At 65.9% G+C, this 21541-nt stretch carries 23 protein-coding genes; 8 read left to right on the top strand and 15 right to left on the bottom strand.

Going from position 1 to position 21541, the window contains the following annotated elements:
* Position 1: 1 nt before the first annotated feature.
* The 12 genes from EAF64_RS15850 to EAF64_RS15790 all read right to left on the bottom strand — a co-directional run bounded on the left by EAF64_RS15850 (position 2) and on the right by EAF64_RS15790 (position 9049).
* Positions 2 to 439, bottom strand: a complete 438-nt coding sequence (locus tag EAF64_RS15850) for a hypothetical protein (RefSeq protein ID WP_129069967.1) — start codon at positions 437 to 439, stop codon at positions 2 to 4.
* Positions 423 to 2210, bottom strand: coding sequence for a FlaD/FlaE family flagellar protein (locus EAF64_RS15845; protein ID WP_129069966.1), 1788 nt, complete (start codon positions 2208 to 2210; stop codon positions 423 to 425). Before EAF64_RS15845 ends, EAF64_RS15850 begins: the two co-directional genes overlap by 17 nt.
* Before the next feature lie 207 nt (positions 2211 to 2417).
* Positions 2418 to 2936 (bottom strand): chemotaxis protein CheD, encoded by a 519-nt coding sequence (locus EAF64_RS15840; RefSeq protein WP_129069965.1) that lies wholly within the window; start codon positions 2934 to 2936, stop codon positions 2418 to 2420.
* Complete coding sequence (locus EAF64_RS15835) at positions 2933 to 4138, bottom strand: chemotaxis protein CheC (protein WP_129069964.1); 1206 nt, start codon at positions 4136 to 4138, stop codon at positions 2933 to 2935. The genes EAF64_RS15840 and EAF64_RS15835 overlap by 4 nt, the downstream gene beginning before the upstream one ends.
* 1 nt (position 4139) lies before the next feature.
* A complete protein-coding gene (gene cheY / locus EAF64_RS15830) occupies positions 4140 to 4499 on the bottom strand; it encodes a chemotaxis protein CheY (protein ID WP_129069963.1) in 360 nt (119 codons plus the stop codon).
* 153 nt (positions 4500 to 4652) lie between these two features.
* Positions 4653 to 5162 (bottom strand): hypothetical protein, encoded by a 510-nt coding sequence (locus EAF64_RS15825; protein WP_129069962.1) that lies wholly within the window; start codon positions 5160 to 5162, stop codon positions 4653 to 4655.
* Between the two features lie 21 nt (positions 5163 to 5183).
* Positions 5184 to 5837 carry a DUF7500 family protein gene (locus EAF64_RS21105; protein WP_193767722.1) on the bottom strand — a complete coding sequence of 218 codons (654 nt, stop codon included), beginning with the start codon at positions 5835 to 5837 and terminating at the stop codon, positions 5184 to 5186.
* A gap of 92 nt (positions 5838 to 5929) precedes the next feature.
* Positions 5930 to 6550 (bottom strand): archaellin/type IV pilin N-terminal domain-containing protein, encoded by a 621-nt coding sequence (locus EAF64_RS15810; RefSeq protein WP_129069960.1) that lies wholly within the window; start codon positions 6548 to 6550, stop codon positions 5930 to 5932.
* A gap of 251 nt (positions 6551 to 6801) precedes the next feature.
* Complete coding sequence (locus EAF64_RS15805; RefSeq protein WP_129069959.1) at positions 6802 to 7080, bottom strand: DUF7521 family protein; 279 nt, start codon at positions 7078 to 7080, stop codon at positions 6802 to 6804.
* A 148-nt stretch (positions 7081 to 7228) separates the two neighbouring features.
* Positions 7229 to 7564: an ArsR/SmtB family transcription factor gene (locus tag EAF64_RS15800; protein ID WP_077206592.1), complete on the bottom strand. Its 336-nt coding sequence runs from the start codon at positions 7562 to 7564 to the stop codon at positions 7229 to 7231.
* A gap of 163 nt (positions 7565 to 7727) precedes the next feature.
* Complete coding sequence (locus tag EAF64_RS15795; protein ID WP_129069958.1) at positions 7728 to 8453, bottom strand: RAD55 family ATPase; 726 nt, start codon at positions 8451 to 8453, stop codon at positions 7728 to 7730.
* Between the two features lie 137 nt (positions 8454 to 8590).
* On the bottom strand, positions 8591 to 9049 hold the full coding sequence (locus EAF64_RS15790; protein ID WP_129069957.1) for a chemotaxis protein CheW: 459 nt from the start codon (positions 9047 to 9049) through the stop codon (positions 8591 to 8593).
* A gap of 250 nt (positions 9050 to 9299) precedes the next feature.
* Here EAF64_RS15790 and cheB point away from each other — a divergent pair, with 250 nt between their 5' ends.
* From cheB to EAF64_RS15765, 5 genes are all read left to right on the top strand, one after another.
* Complete coding sequence (cheB, locus tag EAF64_RS15785) at positions 9300 to 10418, top strand: chemotaxis-specific protein-glutamate methyltransferase CheB (RefSeq protein WP_129069956.1); 1119 nt, start codon at positions 9300 to 9302, stop codon at positions 10416 to 10418.
* A 3-nt stretch (positions 10419 to 10421) separates the two neighbouring features.
* Complete coding sequence (cheA, locus tag EAF64_RS15780; RefSeq protein WP_129069955.1) at positions 10422 to 12431, top strand: chemotaxis protein CheA; 2010 nt, start codon at positions 10422 to 10424, stop codon at positions 12429 to 12431.
* Between the two features lies 1 nt (position 12432).
* Positions 12433 to 13251 carry a CheR family methyltransferase gene (locus EAF64_RS15775; RefSeq protein ID WP_129069954.1) on the top strand — a complete coding sequence of 273 codons (819 nt, stop codon included), beginning with the start codon at positions 12433 to 12435 and terminating at the stop codon, positions 13249 to 13251.
* Positions 13251 to 14498, top strand: coding sequence for a HEAT repeat domain-containing protein (locus tag EAF64_RS15770; RefSeq protein WP_129069953.1), 1248 nt, complete (start codon positions 13251 to 13253; stop codon positions 14496 to 14498). The genes EAF64_RS15775 and EAF64_RS15770 overlap by 1 nt, the downstream gene beginning before the upstream one ends.
* Positions 14499 to 14576: 78 nt before the next feature.
* Positions 14577 to 15443, top strand: coding sequence for a CheF family chemotaxis protein (locus tag EAF64_RS15765; RefSeq protein ID WP_129069952.1), 867 nt, complete (start codon positions 14577 to 14579; stop codon positions 15441 to 15443).
* A 10-nt stretch (positions 15444 to 15453) separates the two neighbouring features.
* Here the strand turns inward: EAF64_RS15765 and EAF64_RS15760 are convergent, their stop codons facing one another.
* From EAF64_RS15760 to EAF64_RS15750, 3 genes are all read right to left on the bottom strand, one after another.
* Positions 15454 to 16311 (bottom strand): CheF family chemotaxis protein, encoded by an 858-nt coding sequence (locus EAF64_RS15760; protein ID WP_227739018.1) that lies wholly within the window; start codon positions 16309 to 16311, stop codon positions 15454 to 15456.
* A gap of 148 nt (positions 16312 to 16459) precedes the next feature.
* Entirely contained in the window at positions 16460 to 16891 is a 432-nt protein-coding gene (locus EAF64_RS15755; RefSeq protein WP_129069950.1) for a DUF7112 family protein, read from the bottom strand.
* 1 nt (position 16892) lies between these two features.
* Complete coding sequence (locus EAF64_RS15750) at positions 16893 to 17285, bottom strand: 30S ribosomal protein S6e (protein ID WP_129069949.1); 393 nt, start codon at positions 17283 to 17285, stop codon at positions 16893 to 16895.
* Between the two features lie 170 nt (positions 17286 to 17455).
* On the opposite strand from EAF64_RS15750, the gene EAF64_RS15745 reads away from it, so the two are divergent.
* The 3 genes from EAF64_RS15745 (at position 17456) to EAF64_RS15735 (ending at position 21541) form a co-directional block, all read left to right on the top strand.
* Positions 17456 to 19249: an alpha/beta hydrolase family protein gene (locus EAF64_RS15745; RefSeq protein WP_129069948.1), complete on the top strand. Its 1794-nt coding sequence runs from the start codon at positions 17456 to 17458 to the stop codon at positions 19247 to 19249.
* A 49-nt stretch (positions 19250 to 19298) separates the two neighbouring features.
* Positions 19299 to 19580: a hypothetical protein gene (locus tag EAF64_RS15740; RefSeq protein WP_129069947.1), complete on the top strand. Its 282-nt coding sequence runs from the start codon at positions 19299 to 19301 to the stop codon at positions 19578 to 19580.
* Positions 19581 to 19666: 86 nt separating this feature from the next.
* Complete coding sequence (locus tag EAF64_RS15735; RefSeq protein WP_129069946.1) at positions 19667 to 21541, top strand: ABC1 kinase family protein; 1875 nt, start codon at positions 19667 to 19669, stop codon at positions 21539 to 21541.

The following is a 21541-nucleotide window of genomic DNA, read 5'->3' as shown; positions in this document are numbered from 1 at the left end:
CTCAGTTCACCTCCTCCGTCCGGGCGACGCCGTTGCCGGTGACGACGGTGACCCGTGCCGGCACCTCGCTCGTCCGGATCGTGATGTTGAGCCGTTCACCCGGCAACCAGAGGTGCGTGTCGTCCTGTCCGTCGACGGTCGCCGCTGCCCGCCAGTCGGTCACGTACTCGTTCTCGATCAGGAAGTCCGTCGTGTTGAGCCCGACTGCGGTCGCCCCGGTGTTCTCGACCAGCACCGTGAGCCGGTCGGTAGTGCCGGTGTACCCGGCCGACGTGACGTTGATCGCCGTGTTTTCCGTCTCCAGGGCGTCGTCGGTCCGGGCGTCCTGTGCGTCGGTGACGCGCTCGTGGCTGTCCGAGACGGCGCCGTAGAGGATGCCGAAGCCGACGAACATCCCGGCGAAGATGATCGCCGCCGAGCCGCTAACGCTGAAGCCCATCACCACCACCTCCACGGGCCAACAGTCGCGTGGCCGCCCCGTCGGCGGCGTCCTCGCCCAGTTGGCTGATGTAGCGGAGACTCTGGGTGTGGTGATCGATCGTCAGCGATCCACCCGACCCGCCGCCGTCGTAGCCCGACAGGAACGACCGCAACTCCCCGGCGACCGGCTCGCTGAGCCAGTCGATCCGCTCGTAGTACTGGATGGCTTCGGCCGTCGCGCGCACGTCCGACTCCGCGACGAGATACTCCAGCCACTCCATGACGATCAGATCGGCCGCGTACCCGTCCGGAAGCGCCCGCAGGTACGGCTTCCCCGGCCCGTCGTCCGTCGTGCTCCCGTCCGTCTCGGCCGCACTCGCCTGGTCCGTCCCGGTAGCCCCGGCCACCGCGGCGGGTTCCGGCTCGGGTTCGGACTCCGGTTCCGAACTGATCTCCGGTTCGGGTTCGGGTTCGGGCTGCGGTTCGGCGTCGAGTTCCGACTCCGTCTCCGGTTCCGGCTCCATCTCCGGGTCGGCCTCGACGGCCATCGCACCGCCCGCGTCGGCGCCGGCGTCCTCGTCGTCGCCGTCGTCGTCGCCAGCGGACGGGAGGACGTCGTCGACGTCCGTGGACTCCACGACGTCGCCGTCCATGTCCCCGTCGTCGAAGCCGTCTTCGAGGTCGTCGAAGCCGTCGTCACCGTCGTCGAACTCGTCGAAGTCGTCGCCGTCGTCTTCGAGGTCGTCGGCGGGTTCGACCACGGGCTCGTCGTCCGTGTCGTCGCCGTCGTCCTCGGGCTCATCGCCCTCGGCCCAGTCGGCGTCGCCGGACTCGTACTCCTGTTTGAGTTCCTGGAACGACTTCCCGCCGTCACCGTCACCGCCGCCGTCGTCGCCGTCGTCGAAGTCGTCGCCACCGTCGTCGAAGTCGTCCATGTCTCCGAAGTCGTCGCCACCGTCGTCGAAGTCGTCCATGTCTCCGAAGTCGTCGTCGAACTCACCCATATCGTCACCTCCGTCGCCGCCGTCACCGTCGTCCACGACGTCGCCGACGCCGCCGAAGTCGTCACCGACGTCCTCGACACCGTCGTCGCCCTCGTCCTCGACGAGGTCTTCGTCGAAAAAGCCCTCCGCGTCGGCGTTGGCGATCTCGTCGTCGATCTCCTCGTCGTCGCCGCCGTCGTCGTCGTCGCTGAACAGGCCGAAACTGCCGTCCTCGAGGCCGCCACCGGCGCCCGCCTGGATGTCGTCGGCGAAGGGGTTGACGCCGCGCGTGACCATCTCGTAGATGTCGAGCAACTTCCTGATGTTCTCGTCGAGGTCCTGGACCTGCTCGCCGATCTGCTCGTTCTCGTTGCGGACGGTGTTGACCGTGGACTGGAGACTGCCGACTTCGTTTTCCAGCTCGTCCAACCGGTTCTCCAGCTCGTCGGTGGCTGGGCCGCCACCGCCGCCACCGTCCATGTCGCCGAACCCGTCGCCGTCGTCGTCGAAGCCACCGAGGTCGTCGTCGCCGCCGAGGCCGCCCAGATCGTCGAGGTCGTCACCGCCCTCCTCGGCCATCAGGCCGCCGTCGCCGCTCATGTCCCCACCCACGTCGTCGCCCATGTCGCCACCGAGGTCGCCCTCCTCGTCCTCGTCGGAGAGTATCGAATCGAAGACGTTCTTGATACTCATCCCGACGACGCCGCTGGCCAGGAGCGCCACCAGCGGGGCCAGTCCCTCCGGGACCAGCCCCTCCACGCCGGCGGCGAACACGAGTCCGACCGGGCCCGCGGCGAGACTACTCATCACTGTCAATATTCACTCCTAACGGCCTTCAACCTGTCGCTTATAGTATCATGAGTGATACTCGTCAGACGCTTCAACTGGAGATTTCGGACGAATTGAGTGAAATAGGGTCTCAGAGCCACCACTAGTCGATAGCGGTCGTTCCCGCTGTCGCGTGATCTATTATCACCGATAGAAACCTCGTTCGTTTAAGTGGAGTCGGACGGTTCAGATCGTCTTGCTTCCCTTGTTGGCGCTTTTGACCATGAGGTCGCCGGAAGCTCCGTCGAGGCGGAGCGAGCGGCCGTGATCGCCGCCGACGTCGTCGCTGACGAGGGGGACGCCGAGGTCGTCGAGGGTCGCCTCGACCTGCTGCATGTTCCGGACGCCGATGCCCGAGCCGTTCTCGGAGAAGTCGAGCATGTCGCTGCCGCCGGCGACTTTCGCGCGGATTCGGTCGCGGTCCGCGCCCGCACGCTCCATCTCCAGCAGGAGCGTCTCGATACCGGTGTCGGCGTACTTGGCGGCGTTGGGGTCCTCGACGCCGTCGGCCGACGGGAGCATCACGTGGACGAGGCCGGCGACGCCAGCCGCGTCGTCGTACAGTGCGACGCCGAGGCAGGAGCCCAGTCCGCTGGTCGTCAGCGTTTCGTCGCTGGTCGTCACCTCGTACTCCGCGATGCCGACCTTGACCCGCTCCTGTTCGGGACTGCTCGCCGTACCCGTGCTACTGTCGTATACTTTCATTCGAAGATCCGTTCCACGTCGGGTTCGGTCTCGTCTTTCCGTGCGACGTCCAGATCGTCGAGCGCCTGCCGGAGTTCCGCGTCGTCGGGAAGCGCGTGGATCTCACAACCGAATTCGAGATCGTCCGTCTGCATGTGCGACTCGATGATGAACGCGTGTTCCTGGTGCTGGCCGACCTGGGCCGCCAGCGGGTCGATGATCGCCCGCCCCATGTCGTGGACGACCCGGGGCGGCGTGTGGTCGACGGATGTCTCCAGGACGTTCGCCCAGCCGTCGATGAACCCGCTGGTCATGATGTTACCCATCTCCTCGATGGCACTCTCGTGCATGTCGGTGAAGCCCTCGCCGTCGGGCTCCATCGGCATCAGCGCCTCCGCGACGTTCATCGCCGACTCCTCGTCGAACAGGATCATCAGGTAGCCACTCGGGGTCCCGGAGAACTCGACAGCCGTCCCGACGTAGGCCTTGTTGTCGACCTGTTTGGGGACGTCCTCGACGGGCGCGAAGCTGATCTGGGTCACCTCCGCGTCGGTCTCGATCCCGGTCATCTGCGTGACGTTGGCCGCCGCCGTCGCGGTCCCCTCCTTGGTCATCTCGTTGAACATCGAGAGTTTGTCGACCGGAACGGCGTCGTCGCCGGTCCCGCTGTCGGCCATCAGCTCGGTGAGCCGGTCGTAGGCCGGCAGCATGTAGATGTAGAAGTGCAGGTCCTCGCCGGGCCACTCGATGTGGCTCTTGAACACGAACACCTGCTCGTTGGGATCGTCGGCGTCCGGGAGCACGTCAGCACCGGTCGCCTCGATGTACTGTGGCGGCGAGTGTTCGATCGTCGCCCCGAGGAAGTCGGCCCACCCGTCGATGAAACCGCTCATCATGATGTTGCCGATCTCCTCGACGCTAGACTCGACCAGCTCGTCGCCGGCCGCGCCCCCGGGCAGTGCCTCCACGATGGGGCCGGTGCAGGCTTCCTCGAAGACCAGGGTCGTGTCGCCGACCAGCGCACCCTCGAGGTCGAACCCGATGCCGACGAACGACTGCCCGGCGAGTTCTTCACCGATGTCGTCCCGGTCCATGAGGGTGATCTTGGTCACCTCCACGTCGGCCTGGATGCCCGTCATCTGGGCCAGCATGGCCGTCGCTTGCTGGGACCCCTCGTAGGCGAGCTGGTTGAACGTCTCGAGCGACTGGATATCGACTTCCATCCTACGCCCCGACTGCGTCCTCGATCGCCTCGATCACGCTGGGCTTCTGGAAGGGCTTGGTGATGTAGCCGTCCGCACCGGCCTTGACCGCCTCTTTCATCTTCTCCTCCTGGCCGACGCTCGTACACATGATGACCGTCGCCTCCGGATCACCGTTCTTGATCTCGTCGGTCGCCTCGATCCCGTCACGGATGGGCATCACGATGTCCATCATGACCAGATCCGGCCGCTGTTCTTTGTACACTTCGACCGCTTCGACGCCGTTCTCGACCTCGCCGACGATCTGGTGGTCCTCCTCCAGAATCTCCCGTAGCAGGTTCCGCATGAACTCCGAGTCGTCCGCGATCAGTACCTCTGACATGGTTACCGTTTCGTACTTCGAATATCGGGATAAACCCTTCCGTCAGATTATCGCGTTTGAATACGGGATACACGGTGTGACGTGGACGTTCCGCACGCGGGGTGAGGTACAGAGAGTGGGGGCAAAGACGGTATCAGATCTATTACCAGGGCGTCACTCGCGGACCGGGACGGTCGTGTTTCGCCGGTAGACGGTGCGGGTCTCCTCGAAGCTCTGGACCCGGACGACGACGGTCGCACGGTAGCTGTCGTTTCGGACGCGTACGTGGGCGAACGCGCGATCCGACATCGGGATATTGACACGTCCGTCGACGCGTTCGTCCAGCGGCTCCGTCACGGAGCGCTCGAAGCCGAGCCCGGGGACGGAGACGAGGTACAGCAGTCGCGGTCGCTCCTCGACGTGGTGCACGTCGACGGCCGCCGGCGGGATGCGGAGATAGGAGACGTTCGTGCCGAACCGCCCGGACGTGATCGCGAGGTCGGCGCCGGGGTCGCCGGTAACGGTGACGTTCGCCGTGCCGTCCCCGAGCTCGGCCGCACCGCGGGATTCCGGCGTGAGGTCGACGACGCCGACCAGGGGTCCCGAGAGGACGAGGACGACGAGAACGACGGCGACGGTGCCTAGCTGGAGCCGCGAGACCAGCGGGAACGACCCGTCAGCCATGAGTGGCCGGCGGCGGTGGTGTCACAGTTTGAACCCCTCGTCCTCGCGGATCTCCTCGAGCAGGTCGGCGATGGAGTCCTCCGGCGAGAGGTCCGTCGATTCGAGCGTCCTGACGATGGCGTCGGGCGGGTACCGGATCGGGACGTTCGCTTCCATCAGGAGGATGCCAAGCACCTCCTCGACCGGCGTGTTTCGGTCGATCTGCTGGGCGTACCACATGACGAGGCTCTCGAAGATGGTGACCACGTCGTTCGAGACCATCCGTTGCTGGGAGACGGCACCGTCGAACGCCGCGGTGATGTCGAACCCGTACCGGGAGTTCGAGGCTTCGAGGTCCTCTGTGAGCCACTCGTGGACCGTCCGTGCCGTGAGCTCCGGTTCGGGTTCGGGTTCCGGTTCCGGTTCGGGCGGGGCGGGTGCCGACGGCGCGGGCGTCGGCTCGGGCTCGGTGTCCTCCTCGGGCGGCGCGGGCCGGTCGGTGGTCGTCTCGCCCTCGATCTGCCCGGTGGGTTCGGCCCCGGTGTCGGCGATGGGATCACCCGAGGAGACGACGTAGCGGCCGTCGTCGAGTTCTTTGACCCGTTCGTCTTCGGCGATATCGAGTTCCTCTGGTGAGAGGACGGGCCCCTCTTCGGGGTCGCCGCCGGTCGGCTCCTCGTCTGGGCCCGGAGGCATGCTAGGACCTGCCGAGACGGACGGCAATAATTCCGTCGGTGGATTCAGTGGTCACTGGGCGGTGTGAAGAAAACGAAAAGTGCGCGACCGGGTTACAGCGTAGCGGCCGTCTGCCCGCTCAGCGACTGGGGCACAGTGAGCCGCACCGTCGAGGCCGAGCCGTCCTCGGTGGCGATACGGAGCGTCACGGAGTCGCCCTCGGCGAGGAAGGCGTTGTTCGTCCCGATCGTGGAGAGGTCCAGCGTCAGCCGCATCCGGTCGTCCGGACTGTTCACGATCGTCGCGGATCCGTCTTCGTCCTTGACTGCCGTGATCGTGAACACCCCGTCGTTCGTACCCTGACCGTTGGTATCCGCGTCCTGGGAGACGATGTCGTAGGTGTTGGCGTCGGAGATCCACTGGATCGTCACGTCCTCCAAGTCGATGTCCTGTGCGCCGGGTGCCTTCGTCACCGTCAGGTCGACCTGGCCGATCGTCACGTCGTCGGGTGCGTCATTGGTGACGACACCGGTCTTCGCGACGATGTCCAGGCGGTTGGTGACCTGCTGACTCGATTGTTGCCCCGTCTCTTCTGACTGGCTCTGCAGGAAGCCGGCCGTGTTGATCAGGACGCCCGCCGCGATCGCGGCGACCAGAACCATCGCGATGAACACGATGAGGGTCCCGATACCGACCTGACCTCGGTCTTCGTCTTTGCTGAATATCTCGAACATGGCTATGTTACCTGTGCCCGAGCGACCGTACGGCCGACCCGGACTCTACACTGACAGAATCAAGTCTTGGTAATAAACCTGACCTGCCAATTATCGAGTCTGAAAACAACCGATTACCTGGCGATTACAGAGATTTGTAACGCCAGTCTGGAGAATTTGCAGATGATAATCGAGTTTCGCGCCCGATTTTATCGATGATAATGTCCGCGCTGTCGGGCGGTTCGTCGCGTGGAGGGTGTCGGGAGCTGCGATCACTCGTAGGTGACGAGGCTGTACATGACGAACAGGTACCCGAACGTCGTCAGTCCGCTGTTGACCATCAACAGCCAGCGCGTCCCCTCGAAGTCGTTGATGAACGCACTGATCATCGTCGCGGCGGCACCGGCGACGGCCAGCGAGAAGCCCAGCGAGAGATGCAACATCGCTTGTCGAGACGTTTGTACGTACGCGCGTATGGCCATGCCAACCATCGTCAACCCGGCCACGACGAAGACCAGGGTGGAAGCGGCATAGAGGATTTCTACTGTCATCACGATCTGTCCCTACGACAAGAGATGGCAGACCCACACCTTAAATCCACGCTTGAAAATATCTATGCTGATAACTCCCCGTTACAGGCGGGCGAAAACCGCACGACGGCAGCGCCCCCCGATTCCACAAGCGAATCCAGACGTGAAATTAGCTCTCAGAGAGCGTCCGCCACGCCTCGTCGAGTTTGTTGGTGACTTCCGACCGTTCCTCGACGGCCACTGACAGTTCCCCCGAGAAATCCACCGTGATCTCGTCGACGTTTCGCCGGTAGACCTTGATCCGCCGGCGGTCGTCCGAGAGGATGTTGTCGTGGAGTTCGAGCAGGTCGTGCTCGGTCAACTCGTCGATCCGGCGGTAACAGGTGGCGATGGGAATGTCGAGTTCTTCGCTCAACCCCTGTGCCGACTGGGGCTCGTCGGTCGCCTCCAGAATCTCGGCGCTGTACTTGTTTCCAAGCGTTCGTAGAATCTCAGCAGGTGGCATTGATTATCAGATAATGAATTTACCCAATTATAAAATTGACGGGTCGAACGACGGATCGAAACGGGCCCGATACCCCGGCCGCAATCGCGAATTTCAGATCCTCGTAACCGAACAGGACCCGGTTACACCCGTTATCGATGCAAATAACGAGAGTTAGAGCGGCTCAGATGGGGGATTCGTCCTCACTCATCATCGAGAACGCGCTGGCGTTCTGGTGGACCGTGATCCCGCCGTGTTCGATCTCCATCGGGAAGATGTCGGTCTCGATGTTCTGTTTGCGCATCTTCGCCACCCAGACGTAGCGGTTGACACCGGACTCGGTCGGGGTCTGGATCAAGTAGATGTTCCCGTCGGTGAGGTAGTTCTCGAGGCCGATGTCCGTGTCGGGGAACACCGCACCCTGTTCGTTGGTCATCAACGTCGTCAGTTCGTTCTTCCGGAGGATGTCTGTGAACTTCAGCAGGTAGGTCCGTTTCTCCTGTTCGTTCTCGAAGAAGAGCTGGAACATCGTCAGCGAGTCCAGCACCATCCGCTGGTAGTCCTCGTCCTGAATGTCGTCGAGCAACAGGTCCAGTGAGGAGGTGAAGTCGTTCTCCCGGAGCAGGACCTGCTTGTCGAACACCTTGATGTCGCCGTTCTCGACGTGGTCGGCCCAGTTCTCGAAGCCGATGGACTCGGCGGCCTCACGGATGTCTTCCTCGTTTTCCTCGAAGGAGAGGTAGATCCCCTTCTCGTCGAACAGCTCGACGCCGTTGTAGATGTACTGCAGTCCCAGAATGGACTTCCCGGCCCCCGGATTCCCGCTGACCAGCGTCGTCGAGTTCTTGACGATCCCACCGTTGAGGATCTGGTCGAGTCCGTCGATCCCCGTCTTCGTTAGCTCGATCATGTTCTGTTGGAGGGGGGTACACGCCGCGAATTGAAAAAGGGTCCGCCGTCCGCGCAGAAAAAGCTTGTTCTCTAACTGCTCGTGAATGGCGGACAGACGCGGGCTGGGGGCTGTATCTGTCCGTCGGCCGGACCGGTCTACTTGTGGACCGCCTGTGGATCGACCCAGATGACGAACCCCGCTTCGTCTTCGTCCTCGTGGTTGATCACGCCCCGGACCGCCTCGCGGCCGCTGTCGGGCGCCTCCTCGATGGTGTCCGGGTCGAGTTTGACGACCTGGTGGACCTCGTCGACGAGCCAGCCGGCGGCCTTCCGGTCGGCGATGATCTCGGGGTCGAACACGATGATGCGCTGGGCGTCGGCGTCGGCCCCGTCGATGTCGAAGATCGTCTTCGGGTCGACGATGGCCGTCGTGCGCCCGCGCAGGTCCATCACGCCTTTCACGTAGTCGGGCGCGTTCGGGAGCCCCGTCAACTCGCCCACGTCGACGATCTCGGTCACGTAATCGATGTCGACGCAGTACGTCTCCGGCCCGAGTTTGAACTCCAGTACCTGCCCCGTCGCCTCGGCGGTGTCCGTCGGTGTCGCCTGTGACATAGTAGATTCGACCGTCGGAGTCGGTCTACTCCCAACTGAACGCGGATCCGGACTTAAGACTGCCCCCTGGGCTATCACATTTGATTACGGGGGCGGTGTCTTTATTGGTTGCTCGCGGATACCACCGGGACAGAACTAACGGATGCCGAAACGCCCGACGCGGACGGACCGTCTGTGGCACGCACCGGCGATCGTCGGCGACGCGCGAGCCCGTCGCGACCGGCCGTCCGGTTCCTACGGAGGGAGCTGAATGGCGCGGGCGACCCGGGCCGTCGTCACCGACGACTCCCACTTCATGCGGAGCGTCATCTCCGACATGCTCGAAGAGAGCGGCGTCGAGGTCGTCGCGGAGGCACGGAACGGCCGCGAAGCCGTCCGGGCCGTCCGCGAACACGAGCCCGACGTGGTGACCATGGACGTGGAGATGCCCGAGATGAACGGCATCGAGGCCGTCGAGGAGATAATGACCGCGACCCCCACGCCCGTCCTCATGCTGTCGGCCCACACCGACGAGAACGACGACGTGACCTTCGAGGCTCTGGAGAAGGGCGCGGTCGACTTCTTCACCAAACCCGGCGGCGAGGTCTCGATGGAGATGTCCCGCCTCGAGGACCAGTTGGTCGAGATGGTGCAGTCGGTCGCCGAGGTCGACGTGCGCGTCGGTCCGGGCACCGACGCGACCACGCCCCAGGAGGCCTACACCGAGGCCGTCGAGGCCGCCGAAACCGCGTCGGCGGGCTCGGCCACGGGGACCGACACCGGTACCGTCGCGGAGCCGGCCGCGTACGTGGACAACCCGACGCTGTTGCTCGGCTCCTCGACCGGCGGCCCGACGGTCGTCGAACGGATCATGGCCGAGTTGCCGCTGGCGGCGGACCTGCGTGTGCTGATCGTCCAGCACATGCCCGACGGCTTCACGAGTCGGTTCGCCGAGCGCCTCGACAGCCGCAGCGACTACGACGTACGCGAGGCGACCGACGGCGCGCGCATCGGCGGCGGCGAGGCGCTGGTCGCCGCGGGCGGCAAGCACATGGAAGTGACAAATTACGCACGCGGGCGACTCCGCGTGGCGCTCACGGAGGCTCCGCCGGAGAACAGTGTTCGTCCGGCCGTCGACGTGACGATGCGTACCGCCGCCGACTGTATCACGGACCCGATGGCGGCGGTCATCCTGACCGGCATGGGAACCGACGGTGCCGACGGCGTCCGCGCCGTCGCGCGAGCCGGCGGCCACGTCATCGCCCAGAACGAAGCGAGTTCGGCGGTGTACGGCATGCCGAAACGAGCCGTCGAGACCGGCGTCGTCGACGACGAGCTCGCACTGGAGTCGATCACCGACGCCGTACTCGACGCGATTACGGAGGCTTGAATCATGGACGACCAGTATCTCGACGCGTTCATCCGCGAAAGCGAGGAAGCGATCACCGAACTGAACAACTCCCTGCTGGCCCTGGAGTCCGATCCGGAAGACGAGGAGGCGATGGAGTCGATCTTCCGGACGGCCCACACACTGAAGGGGAACTTCGGCGCGATGGGCTTCGAGGACGCCAGCGACCTCGCCCACGCCATCGAGGACCTCCTCGACGAGATGCGGGAGGACAACATGGAGGTCACCCCCGAAGTGATGGACATGATCTTCGCGGGCGTCGACCAGATCGAGGTCATCGTCGGCGAGATCGAAGAGCACGGCGAGTCCACGACCGACACCGACGAGATGGTCGCGGAGATCCGGGGCGTCCTCGAAGACGGACCCGAGGCGGCCGGTGGCGACGGGAGTGACACGGCCGGCGACGACGCCGCGGAAGTCGACGACCACACCGCCGAGAGCGCGGGCGAGGACGCGAGCGAACCGGCCGACGACGACGCGGACGACGACACGGACGTGACGGTCGACACCTCGGTGTTCGCGGACGCGACCGTCGACGCCGACGAAGCCTACCACGTCCGCGTCGAGATCGGTGATAGCAACATGCTCGGCGTCGACGGCATGCTCGCCGTCGAGGCCGTCGCCGACACCTTCGGGTTGCTGGCCGCCGAGCCCCCGCGGGCGAAGATCGAGGACGGCGAGTACGAGGGTGGGTTCGACCTGCTCGTCGACGCCCCCGACACCGACGTCCTCCGAGGGAGTCTCAACAGCGTCTCCAAGATCGACGCCTTCGCCGTCGAGCACGTCGACGAGTTCGCCGACGACGACGACGGCGGCACCGACAGCGGTGAGACGGCGGCGTCGACGGACTCTTCGGTCGACGAGATCAAGTCCGTCCGCGTGGACGTCGACCGGCTCGACGAACTCCACGGCCAGGTCGAACAGCTCGTAACCAGCCGAATCAAGCTCCGACGGGCCGTCGCCGACGGCGACATGGACGCCGCCGGGGAGAACCTCAACGAACTGGACAAGATCAGCGCCAACCTCCAGAACACGGTGATGGACATGCGCCTGATCCCGCTGAAGAAGGTCGTGGGCAAATTCCCGCGACTCGTCCGGGACCTGGCGCGGGAACTCGACAAGGAGGTCGACTTCCGGATCGAGGGCGAGGACATCGAACTCGACCGGACGATCCTCACCGAGATCTCCGACCCGCTGATGCACATCCTCCGGAACTCGGTCGACCACGGGATCGAACCCCCCGAAGAACGCGAACGGAAGGGGAAACCCCGCGAGGGGACCGTCGAACTCCGGGCGACCCGCGAGCGCGACCACGTCATCATCGAGGTCGAGGACGACGGTGCAGGCCTCGACGTGGCGGACATCCGCGAGCAGGCGCTGGAACAGGACGTCCGGACCGAAGAGGAACTCGAGCGGATGGAGGAGGGCGAGATCTACGACCTGGCCTTCCACCCCGGCCTCTCGACCAAGGAGGAAGTGACCGACACTAGCGGCCGCGGCGTCGGGATGGACGTGGTCCACGACACGGTCACGCAACTGGACGGCTCCGTGTCGGTCGATTCGGAGCCCGGCGAGGGGACCACCGTCTCCCTGCGCCTGCCCGTGACGATGGCCATCGTCAAGGTCCTGTTCGTGCAGGTCGGCGACGAGCAGTACGGCGTCCCGATCAAGAACATCGACGAGATCAGTCAGATGAACGGGACCAAGCTCGTCAACGGCGAGCAGGTCATCGAACACAACGACGACATCTACCCCATCGTCGACATCGCCGAGGCGTTCGACGTGCCCGACGCCAAGACCAACGGCGACGGGATGCTCGTCCGGATCCGGGAGTCCGAGCGACAGGTCGCGTTGAAGTGTGACGCCGTCACGCAGCAGGAGGAAGTCGTCGTCAAACCCCTGGAGGGCATCCTCAGCGGGACGCCTGGCCTCTCGGGCACGGCAGTGCTGGGCGATGGCAACATCGTCCACATCCTCGACGTGGTGACTCTCTGAGATGACCGACAGCAGACAGGAGTCCCGCGAGGCTTTCGACGACCTGCTCGGGTACATCCAGCGCGAGGTCGGGTTCGAGACCGGCTTCTACAACGACGCCTACCTCGACCGGCGGATCACCGCCCGGATGCGCCGGACCGACGCCGACAGCTACGCCGAGTACCGCGACCAGTTGACCACGGAGGACGGCGAGCAGGAGCGTCTGCTCGACTCGCTGTCGATCAACGTCACCGGCTTCTTCCGCAACCCCGAAGCGTGGACGGGGATCCGTGACGTCCTCCGCCGGTTGACCGACGAGCGCCGATCGGTCCGGGCCTGGAGCGCCCCGTGTGCCGACGGCCGCGAACCGTACTCGCTCGCGATGCTCGCGCTGGACGACCCGGAGATCAACGCGCGCCGCCTCTCGATTCTGGGCACCGACATCAGCGACGACTCGCTGAACGTGGCCCGCCGGGGGGTCTACGAGACCTCACAGACGACCGACATCGGCGAGGAACTGGCCCCGCTGGACGACTCGACGGGGTACGTCGAGCAGGACGGCGACCGGTTCCAGGTGAAAGACCGGGTGAAAGACCTCGTCGAGTTCGAGAACCACGACCTCATCCGGGGCGACCCCAAGCGCGATTTCGACCTCGTGCTCTGTCGGAACCTGTTGATCTACATCGATTCGGAGTACAAGGTACCCATCTTCGAGACCATCGAGGGGTCGCTCCGGGGCGACGGCTTCCTCGTCATCGGGATGACCGAGACGCTCCCCCACGAGTGTCGGGACACTTTCGAACCGTTCGACAAGCGCCACCGTATCTACTCCAAAGCGTAATGTCACTCTACCAGCTCGAACGCGAGGGCCAGGTCGAGGAACTGAAATCGGTCATCCGGACCAGCGACAACCCGGAGGTGCAGGCCCGCGCCGCCGGCATCCTCGGCGACTTCGACGAGGAGACGCTGGACGGTCACGACGTGGTGACGCCGCTGGTGGGCCTGGCCCAGTCGGCCGACGACGACCGCGTGACCGCCGCCGCCATCGACGCGCTGAACCAACTGGGCACCGACGCGATGGAGGAGTTGATCGCGGAGATGGCCGGCCTCGATCTCGGCGAGGACCAGCAGGCCGACTGGGCCAAGGCAAAGGCCTTCGCCAAGGCGCTCACCGCCGACGTGCCGGAACTCCGGATGGCCGCCGCCAACGCGCTGGGCGAACTCGGGAAGACGGACATCTTGCCCAAACTCCTGGAATCGCTCGACGATTCGGACCACCGCGTCCGGGCGCGGGTCGCTCGCGCCTGCGGCCGACTGGAGGACGCCAGGGCGACCGACGCCCTGATCGAGCGTCTGTCGGACCCGAAAGCCGAGGTGCGTCGGGAGGCCGCCGAGGCGCTGGGGGCCATCGGCAACCGGCAGGCGCTGACCGCGCTACTCGACATGTTCGACGACGAGCGCGCGCCGATCCGCCGGATCGCCGTCGGCGCGATGGGCAACTTCGGCAACTCCCGCCCGGTCGAGGGACTGGTCGGGGCCCTGAGCGACGACGACGCCTCTGTCCGCCGGACGGCGGTGTACTCGATCATCGAACTCCTCTCGAACGTGCCGACCGACCAGAGCCACGAGATCCGCGAGACCGTCGTCGAACAACTCAACCGGACCGACGACCAGAGCGTCCTCGTGCCGATGATCGACATCCTAGAGGAGAGCACCCAGAACCGCCAGCGGCGCAACACCGCCTGGCTCCTGGGCCGGGTCGCCGACCAGAACAGCAGTGGCTACGGCCGGATCGTGGAGGCGCTGGTCGAGACACTCGAGGACGAGGACCAGATGACCGCCCAGTTCGCCTCGACGAGCCTCGCCGAGATCGGCGGGCAACAGGTCGAGAGCCGTCTGCTCGACGTGGTCGACGACACGGGCTACGACGAGAACGTCCGCGCACAGGCGGTGTTCACCCTCGGAAAGGTCGGCGGCGAGCGCACGCGCAAGCGTCTGGACGACCTCATCGACCAGACCGAGAGCGAACAGCTCAGAAAGAAGGCGTTCTCGGCCATCTCGAAGCTCGGGGGACGGGGGGTCCAGTGAGCCACGTATCGGCAGTTCGTACGGCAGGAAGGTTAATACTCGCCGAGAGCGAAAAATCCGATAGATCGATCAGGACGCATGAGCGAGGGTGAACAGAAGCTAGCCGACGACCAGGGGAAGTTCGCACGAGTCGTCAAGGACGGCCGGAAACTCAACGACATCGAGTGGCAAAGCGGCCGCATCATCCTCTCGAACAAGCGGATCGTCCTCGTCAGCAACGACGGCAAACGGACCATCCCGCTCTCGAAGGTCGACGGCCTCAAGGGCCGGATCGACGTCAACCAGACTATCGCCCGGGTGTCGGGCTACATCTCCCTCCAGGTGGGCAAAGACGTGACGCTGGTCGCCCCCAACGACACGGAGGCGTTCAAGAACACGCTCTACGGCGCCCTGCTCAACCAGCAAGTCATCCTCGCGAAACACCCCGCCGTCGAGGGCGGCGTCGTGCAGGACACCCAGTGGAAGAAAGGCCGGCTCAAGATCGGGGACGAACGCGTCGAACTCGCCATCTCAGACGGCCAGTTCGTCGAGATTCCCCTCGACGACATCGGCGGCGTCGACGAGGGGAATCGGACGGTCATGGACGACGAACGTCTGGTGCTAGAGGTCGAACACACCGAGGACGACGGGACGAGCGTCCAGACCCACATCTCCGGGACGCGCCGCCACACCGTCTTCCTCCGGAGTCTGCTCCGGGAGGGCGAACAGCGCGCTGAAGTCAACGCCGACCTCAGCGAGCGGGAACACGAGGTGTTGATGGCGCTGTACTCCGGTGTCTCGCCGTTCGAGATCCCCAACTTCGTCGGGATGGACGTCGAGAAGGTCGAGGAGGTGTACGACCGGCTGATCGAACTCGAGATTCTGGAGGAGGTCCGGGTGCGCAAGGAGGTCCGGATGAAAGCCCGCGGCCGGCACATCGCCAGCGACGTGATGGACGACCGGTAGTGACCCGTGCTCAGGTGTTGACGTCTTCGAGTTTGTCGCTAACGACGATGCGACCCTTGGCCGTGAGTTCCGTCTCGGCCTGTCCGTCGGCGATCAGTTCCTTGTCACGGAGGTCGCCCAGCAGCATCTCGACCTGTGTGGGTTCGACGTCGACGACCTTGGCCAGCGAGACCTCGGGGCCGGTCGAGTAGACCGCGACCAGCAGTTCCGTCTCGTCTTCGGACAGGGAGATGTCCTTGAGGTCGGCGACGATGTCGCTGTACTCCAGCCGGAGGTACCGGCCGAGAATGGACATCTTCCGGCCGGAGTCGACGGCCGCGAGGGAGGTTATCGCCTGGCCGCCCTGCATGTGCCGGACCGACAGCACTTCCCGCGGTTTCCCGTCGACCTCGCGCTGGCTGCGCTCGAAACTCGTCACCGTCGAGAGGTCGACGGAGAACGTCGAGTCGGGACCTTTGAAACGGACCATCCGCGGTTTGAGGTAGAGTTTCGCGGGGTGGAAGGCGGCGTCGGTGACACGACCGCCGAGCCGCGCGGGGTGTTTGACCGTCATGGTCGTCCCGTTGAGCAGGGCCTTGAACAGCACCGTGGAGAACTTCTCGATCTTGTCGTCGTCGGCCTCCACGGCGGCGACGTGGCGGTGGTCGCCCTTCCGGAAGGCGATCGTCACCGTGGAGTCGAAAAACTCCCCGAGGTCCTGTGGGACGTGTCCCACGGCCACGTCGAAGATCGAGGACAGCGGAATCGTGGTCTTACCGGCGTCGGCGGCCAGCACCAGCCGTTTCTGACTGAGGAGGACCCGCCCCGTCGCCGGTTCGCTGCGCTCGGAGGCGCTGGCGTTGAACTTGCCCACGAAGTCCGCAATCACTGATTCCGACATGCTAGGGAGAGAGTGGCGTCAGTACGCGTGGCCGAGTCTTGAGCGTTTCGCGCACGGGTTCCCGTACACTTGCCAGTGCGTAGACAGTCAAAACGTTTGTGCGCGTATCGGATCCGGAGCCGTCGGGCACTCGCGGTCACTCGGTCAGGTCGTCTGCGATCGACGAGAGGCTGTCGCTGGGCGCTTCGGTCGCCTCGTAGACGGTCCGTTCGCCGGGCGCACGCAGTCCGTACTTGAATCCCTCGGTGACCACGTCCAGCAGGACCGAACCGCCGACGGTCACGTCGGCATCCGCGACCCACGTTTCGAGGCGGTTCTCGCCGTCACCCGGGTCTCGCGCGAGCGTCGGCGTGTCGTAGGCGCCGGTGATCTCGGGGTCGCCCTGCAGGCTCGTCTCGACACGAGCGTGGCAGGTTCGGCCGTCGACGACGACGCGGACCACCTCGTCGGTCGGAACCGCCGCGTCGTCGGGGACGACGACTTTCGGGCGGTCGGTCCGGCCGACGCGTTCGAGGCTGGCCCGGTGGGTCTCGACGGCGTCGTGATCGCTCGGGAGGCGGTCGGACACGCTACTCGTCGTCGCCGTCGCCCAGCAGGTCGACGACGTCTGTGGAACCGCGCTCGGTGATCTTGGCGTTGATCTGCCGGACCTCCTCGCTCACTTCGCGACCGCGGACGGTCACGCGCTTGCGCTCGCCGTCACGGGTCGGCTCGAAGCCGGTCCCGCCGTCCGAGAGCAGCGACGTCAGTGCCGGGCCCCGCACGTCGGGCCGCATCGGTCGGCCCGCGTTGTCCGAGCCGCCGGTGAGTTCGAGCGTGTACCCCTCGAGGCCGACGGCGCCACCGTCGACTTCCTCGCCGAGTTCACGGCCCATGAAGCGGTTCGCGTCCTGTCCATCCACGTCGATCTGGTGGGTGTCGCCGCTCTCGGGGTCCGCGACGACGACGGTGAAATCTGCCATTGGTGCCCGAATCCAGACCGTGCCGAATAAAAAGCCCGTCGGAACGCACCTGCCCCGGCCACCCCCAGCGGAGCCGACAGGTCACGACCGTGCTATTACATCCGATGTGGATTGCCAGTTCTTGATGAACAATGGAAATAGTTTTGTTACTTTGTTTCCCGCTACCACCCATGGTAGAGGTAAAGATAGACGAGCGAGTCGGACTGCTCGTGCTGTCACTGGTCCTGGTGTTCGGCGGCGGCGCACTGGGCTACTGGGGGCACACGGCGGGTGGTTCGGTCGCAGTACAGGACGTACAGTTCGAGGGGACCAACGGCACGACGATGTCGGGGCACCTCTACGTCCCCGAGGGCGTCTCGGCGGAGAACCCCGCGCCGGGCGTGCTGGCCGTCCACGGGTACATCAACACGAAGCAGGTCCAGGCACCGTTCGCGACCGAGTACGCCAGACGCGGCTACGTCGTGTTGGCGCTGGACCAGACGGGCCACGGCGGCTCCGAGCCGCCGGCGTTCGCCAACGCCTTCGGCGGCCCCGACGGGTTGGCGTACCTGCAGTCGCGTTCGATGGTCGCGAACGACTCCATCGCGATCAGCGGCCACTCGATGGGCGGGTGGGCCATCACCGCCGCCGCGGCCGTCCACCCACGGAAGTACGACGCGGCCCTCTACCAGGGGTCCGGGCCGGGACCGATCCCCGGCTTCCCCATCCCGAACGCGACCGCGCCCAACGGGAGCGCGACCTTCCCGCGGAACGTCGGCGTCGTCTTCGCCGAGTACGACGAGTTCCACTGGCTGATGTGGGGCGCGCCCGCGGCCGACAACGCGGGGGTCCGGAACGCGGCCAAGACGAAGGCCATCTTCGGCTCCGACGGCCCCGTCGAAGAGGGTCGCGTCTACGGCGACGTCGAATCGGGGTCGGCCCGAAAGCTGACCACGCCGGCGACCACTCACCCCGGGGCACACCTCTCGCGGGCGGTGGTCGCGGACTCCGTCGAGTGGCTCCAGCAGACGGTCCCGACCGAGACAGATCTGGGCCCGACGAACCAGGTGTGGTACTGGAAGGAAGTCGGGACCCTGCTGGCCCTGTTCGGGGCCGTCCTCTTCGTGTTCCCGGCGGGGAGCCGCCTGCTCGACCGTGACCCGTTCGCGGCGGCGGTCGACACCGTCCCCGGCGCACTCACCGAGCGGACCGGCTGGTGGTACGCCAACGCCGCCGTCGCCGCGATGCTCCCGGCGCTGACCTACTACCCCGCCATGATCCTGGGCGACCAGGTGCTGTCTGCAAACGCCGTTTTCCCCCAGACGATCACCAACGGCGTGGCGATCTGGGCGCTGGTGAACACGCTCGTCGCCGTTGCCTTCGTCGGTATCTGGCACGTTCGCCGGGACGGCGACGGCGACGCGCTGGCGCGGTACGGGCTGGCGACCGGCGAGAACGGCGGCGCGGTCACCCGTGCGCTGGGCGTGGCCGTCGCGGTCGTCGGCGCGGTGTACCTGTCGCTTTTCGCCGTGGACACGCTGTTCAACGTCGACTACCGGGTCTGGTTCGTCGCGCTGAAACTGCTCCAACCGTGGCACGTCGGGGCGTTCCTCGTCTACCTGCCGGTGTTCGGGGCCTTCTTCGTGGCACTGGGCGTCCTCCTGCACGGCCGCCTGCGAACGCCGGCGACCACCACGTCGCTCCGGCGGGCGATGGCGACCAACACCGCCATCGTCGTCGGCGGGTTCGTGTTGCTCGTGGCTGTCCAGTACGTGCCGCTCCTGCTGGATCACGCGCTCGCGATTCCGCCGCTGGCACTGTACGCCATCGTCTCGCTGTCGTTCCTGCCGGTGTTGACCGCGGCGGCACTGCTCTCGACGTACTTCTACCACCGGACCGGGCGGGTCTGGACGGGGGCGTTCGTCAACGCCGTGTTGATCACGTGGTTCCTCGTGGCGAGTACGGCGACGCAGGCACCGATCTGATCCGAGACGGCTTCGAGAAGGTCAAGTGTGTCCGGTCCGGATTTCGCCTGTGGACCGAGATTCGCTGGAACGTGAACTGGGAGCGGTCTTCGGGGGGACCGAGCAGGCACGGCGCGTCGTGGCGCGACAGGCCCGCGACCTCGCCGACGCCGGGAAGATCGAGGCCGAACTGGGCTTCGAGTTGACCGTCGACGCCGTGGTCGACAACCTCGAGGACGCCCCGGACGACTACGGGCTGGTCGAGCGGTGGAACTGGTGGCTCGACTCGCTCGAACTCTCACACGGCGGCTACAACCGGTTCCGCGTTCGTCCGGACGCCGTGGGGGAGTAGGGAGATCCGAGCGTAACGAGGAGTCCCCGAACGTGCGAGCGGCCGACCACCACGGGCTTTAGTGGGGCCCCCTTACCGACGACAACATGGCCGATTCGGACGCGGAGGCGACACCGGACGCGTCGGCGCGATCCCGATCAGCCCCCGGTTCGGACGGCACCGCGACCGACGACGGTGGACCGAGCGCCAGCGGCGACGACCGGACGGCCGGTGGGACGACCGCCGACAGCTGGCTCCGCCTCCGCGTCGCCTGGCGACTCCTCGTCGTCGTCCGGCAGTTCCTCCCGCTCGTCCTCGCGTACGCCCGGGACCGACGGCGCTTCCTCCTGTTCGGGCGCGAACGACAGGTCGACCCCGAGACGCAGGTCGACCGCGCCGAGGAACTGCTGGACACGCTGGTGGCGCTCGGCCCGACGTTCATCAAGGTCGGTCAGATCCTCTCGACCCGGCCCGACGTGCTCCCCGGCCCGTACATCGTCGTCCTCCAGCGGCTACAGGACCGCGTGCCGGCGGCCGCGTGGGACGAGATCGAGCCCATACTCGAGGCCGAACTCGGTCCCGTCGACGAGGCCTTCGACACCTTCGACACCGAACCGATCAGCGGCGCGAGCCTCGGGCAGGTCTACACCGCCCGACTGGACGGCCAGCGGGTCGCGGTGAAGGTCCTGCGGCCGAACATCCGGCGGCGCGTCGCGGCCGACCTCCGGGTGATCGAGACGCTGACGCCGCTCCTGATCCGGGGAGCCGAACCGGGACAGGCGTTCACCCTCGAAAATCTCGCCGACGAGTTCTCGGCGACCATCCGCGAGGAGATGGACTACGTCCACGAGGCCCGGATGCTTCGAACCGTGCGGCAGAACTTCGCGGACGAGGCGCGCATCCGGGTGCCCGAGCCAATCGACTCCCACTCCGGGTCACGCGTCCTGACCATGGAGTACGTCGAGGGGACGAAGATCACCGACGTGGATCGACTCGACGCCATGGGCGTCGACCGGCAGGCCCTGGTCGAACGACTCTTTCAGGCCTACATCGAGATGGTGCTGGAAGACGGTGTGTTTCACGCCGACCCGCACCCGGGTAACCTCGCGGTCCAGGCCGACGGCACCATCGTCTTCTACGACTTCGGCATCACCGGCACGGTCGACGAGCGCCTCCAGTCCCAGATTTTCGACTTCTACGTCTCCATCGCCCGGGACGACGTGGACGGGATCATCGACTCGTTCGTCGCCATGGGCGCGCTCGACCCGACCGCGGATCGACGGCTGTTGCGGGAGATGTTCGAGATCGTCATCGAGAGCTTCCGGGGCCGGGACGTGGACCAGTACCGCGTCCAGCAACTCGTCGCGGACTTCCAGGCGGAACTGTACGAGTTCCCGCTCCGCCTCCCACAGGACCTGGCGTTGATCGTCCGGATCACGACAGTACTGGAGGGGGTCTGCCGGACGCTCGACCCCGAGTTCGACCTGATCGAACTCGTCACCGAGTACGTTCGCTCGGAGGGGTACGCGAGCCGGGGCGTCCGGGAACTGCTCGACCGCGCCGGCGACGAGTTGCGGGCCACCACCGAGGCCCTTCTGGTGACCGGCCCGAAACTGGAGCGCACGCTCGACCGCGCGAACCGGGACGACCTCACCGTCCGGACGGCGCTGGGCGACGAGAACGGGCTGTTCGACCGGCTCGCGAAGCAGGCCGTCCTCGGCCTCGGGTTCGTCGGCTCGGTGTTCGCCGCGCTCGTCCTGTTCGTCGCCGGCGACCGGACCGCCGCCACCGTCGCCGCGCTCGGCGCACCGGTCGCGCTCGCGCTGCTGTACCTGTCGCTCCGGAAGCGGTCTGGGATCAGCGCCGAACCGCAGTTCACCCGGCAGAACCTCCGTGCGCGCGAGGGGGGAGACGGGGGCCAGCGCGAGGAGGCCGGCTACGCGACCGCCTACGGTGACATCGACGGCGACGGGCCGGAGTGA

It is taken from the genome of Halorientalis pallida, assembly GCF_004118325.1.
Classification (GTDB): domain Archaea; phylum Halobacteriota; class Halobacteria; order Halobacteriales; family Haloarculaceae; genus Halorientalis; species Halorientalis pallida.
This window is presented reverse-complemented; position numbering and strand designations above follow the sequence as displayed.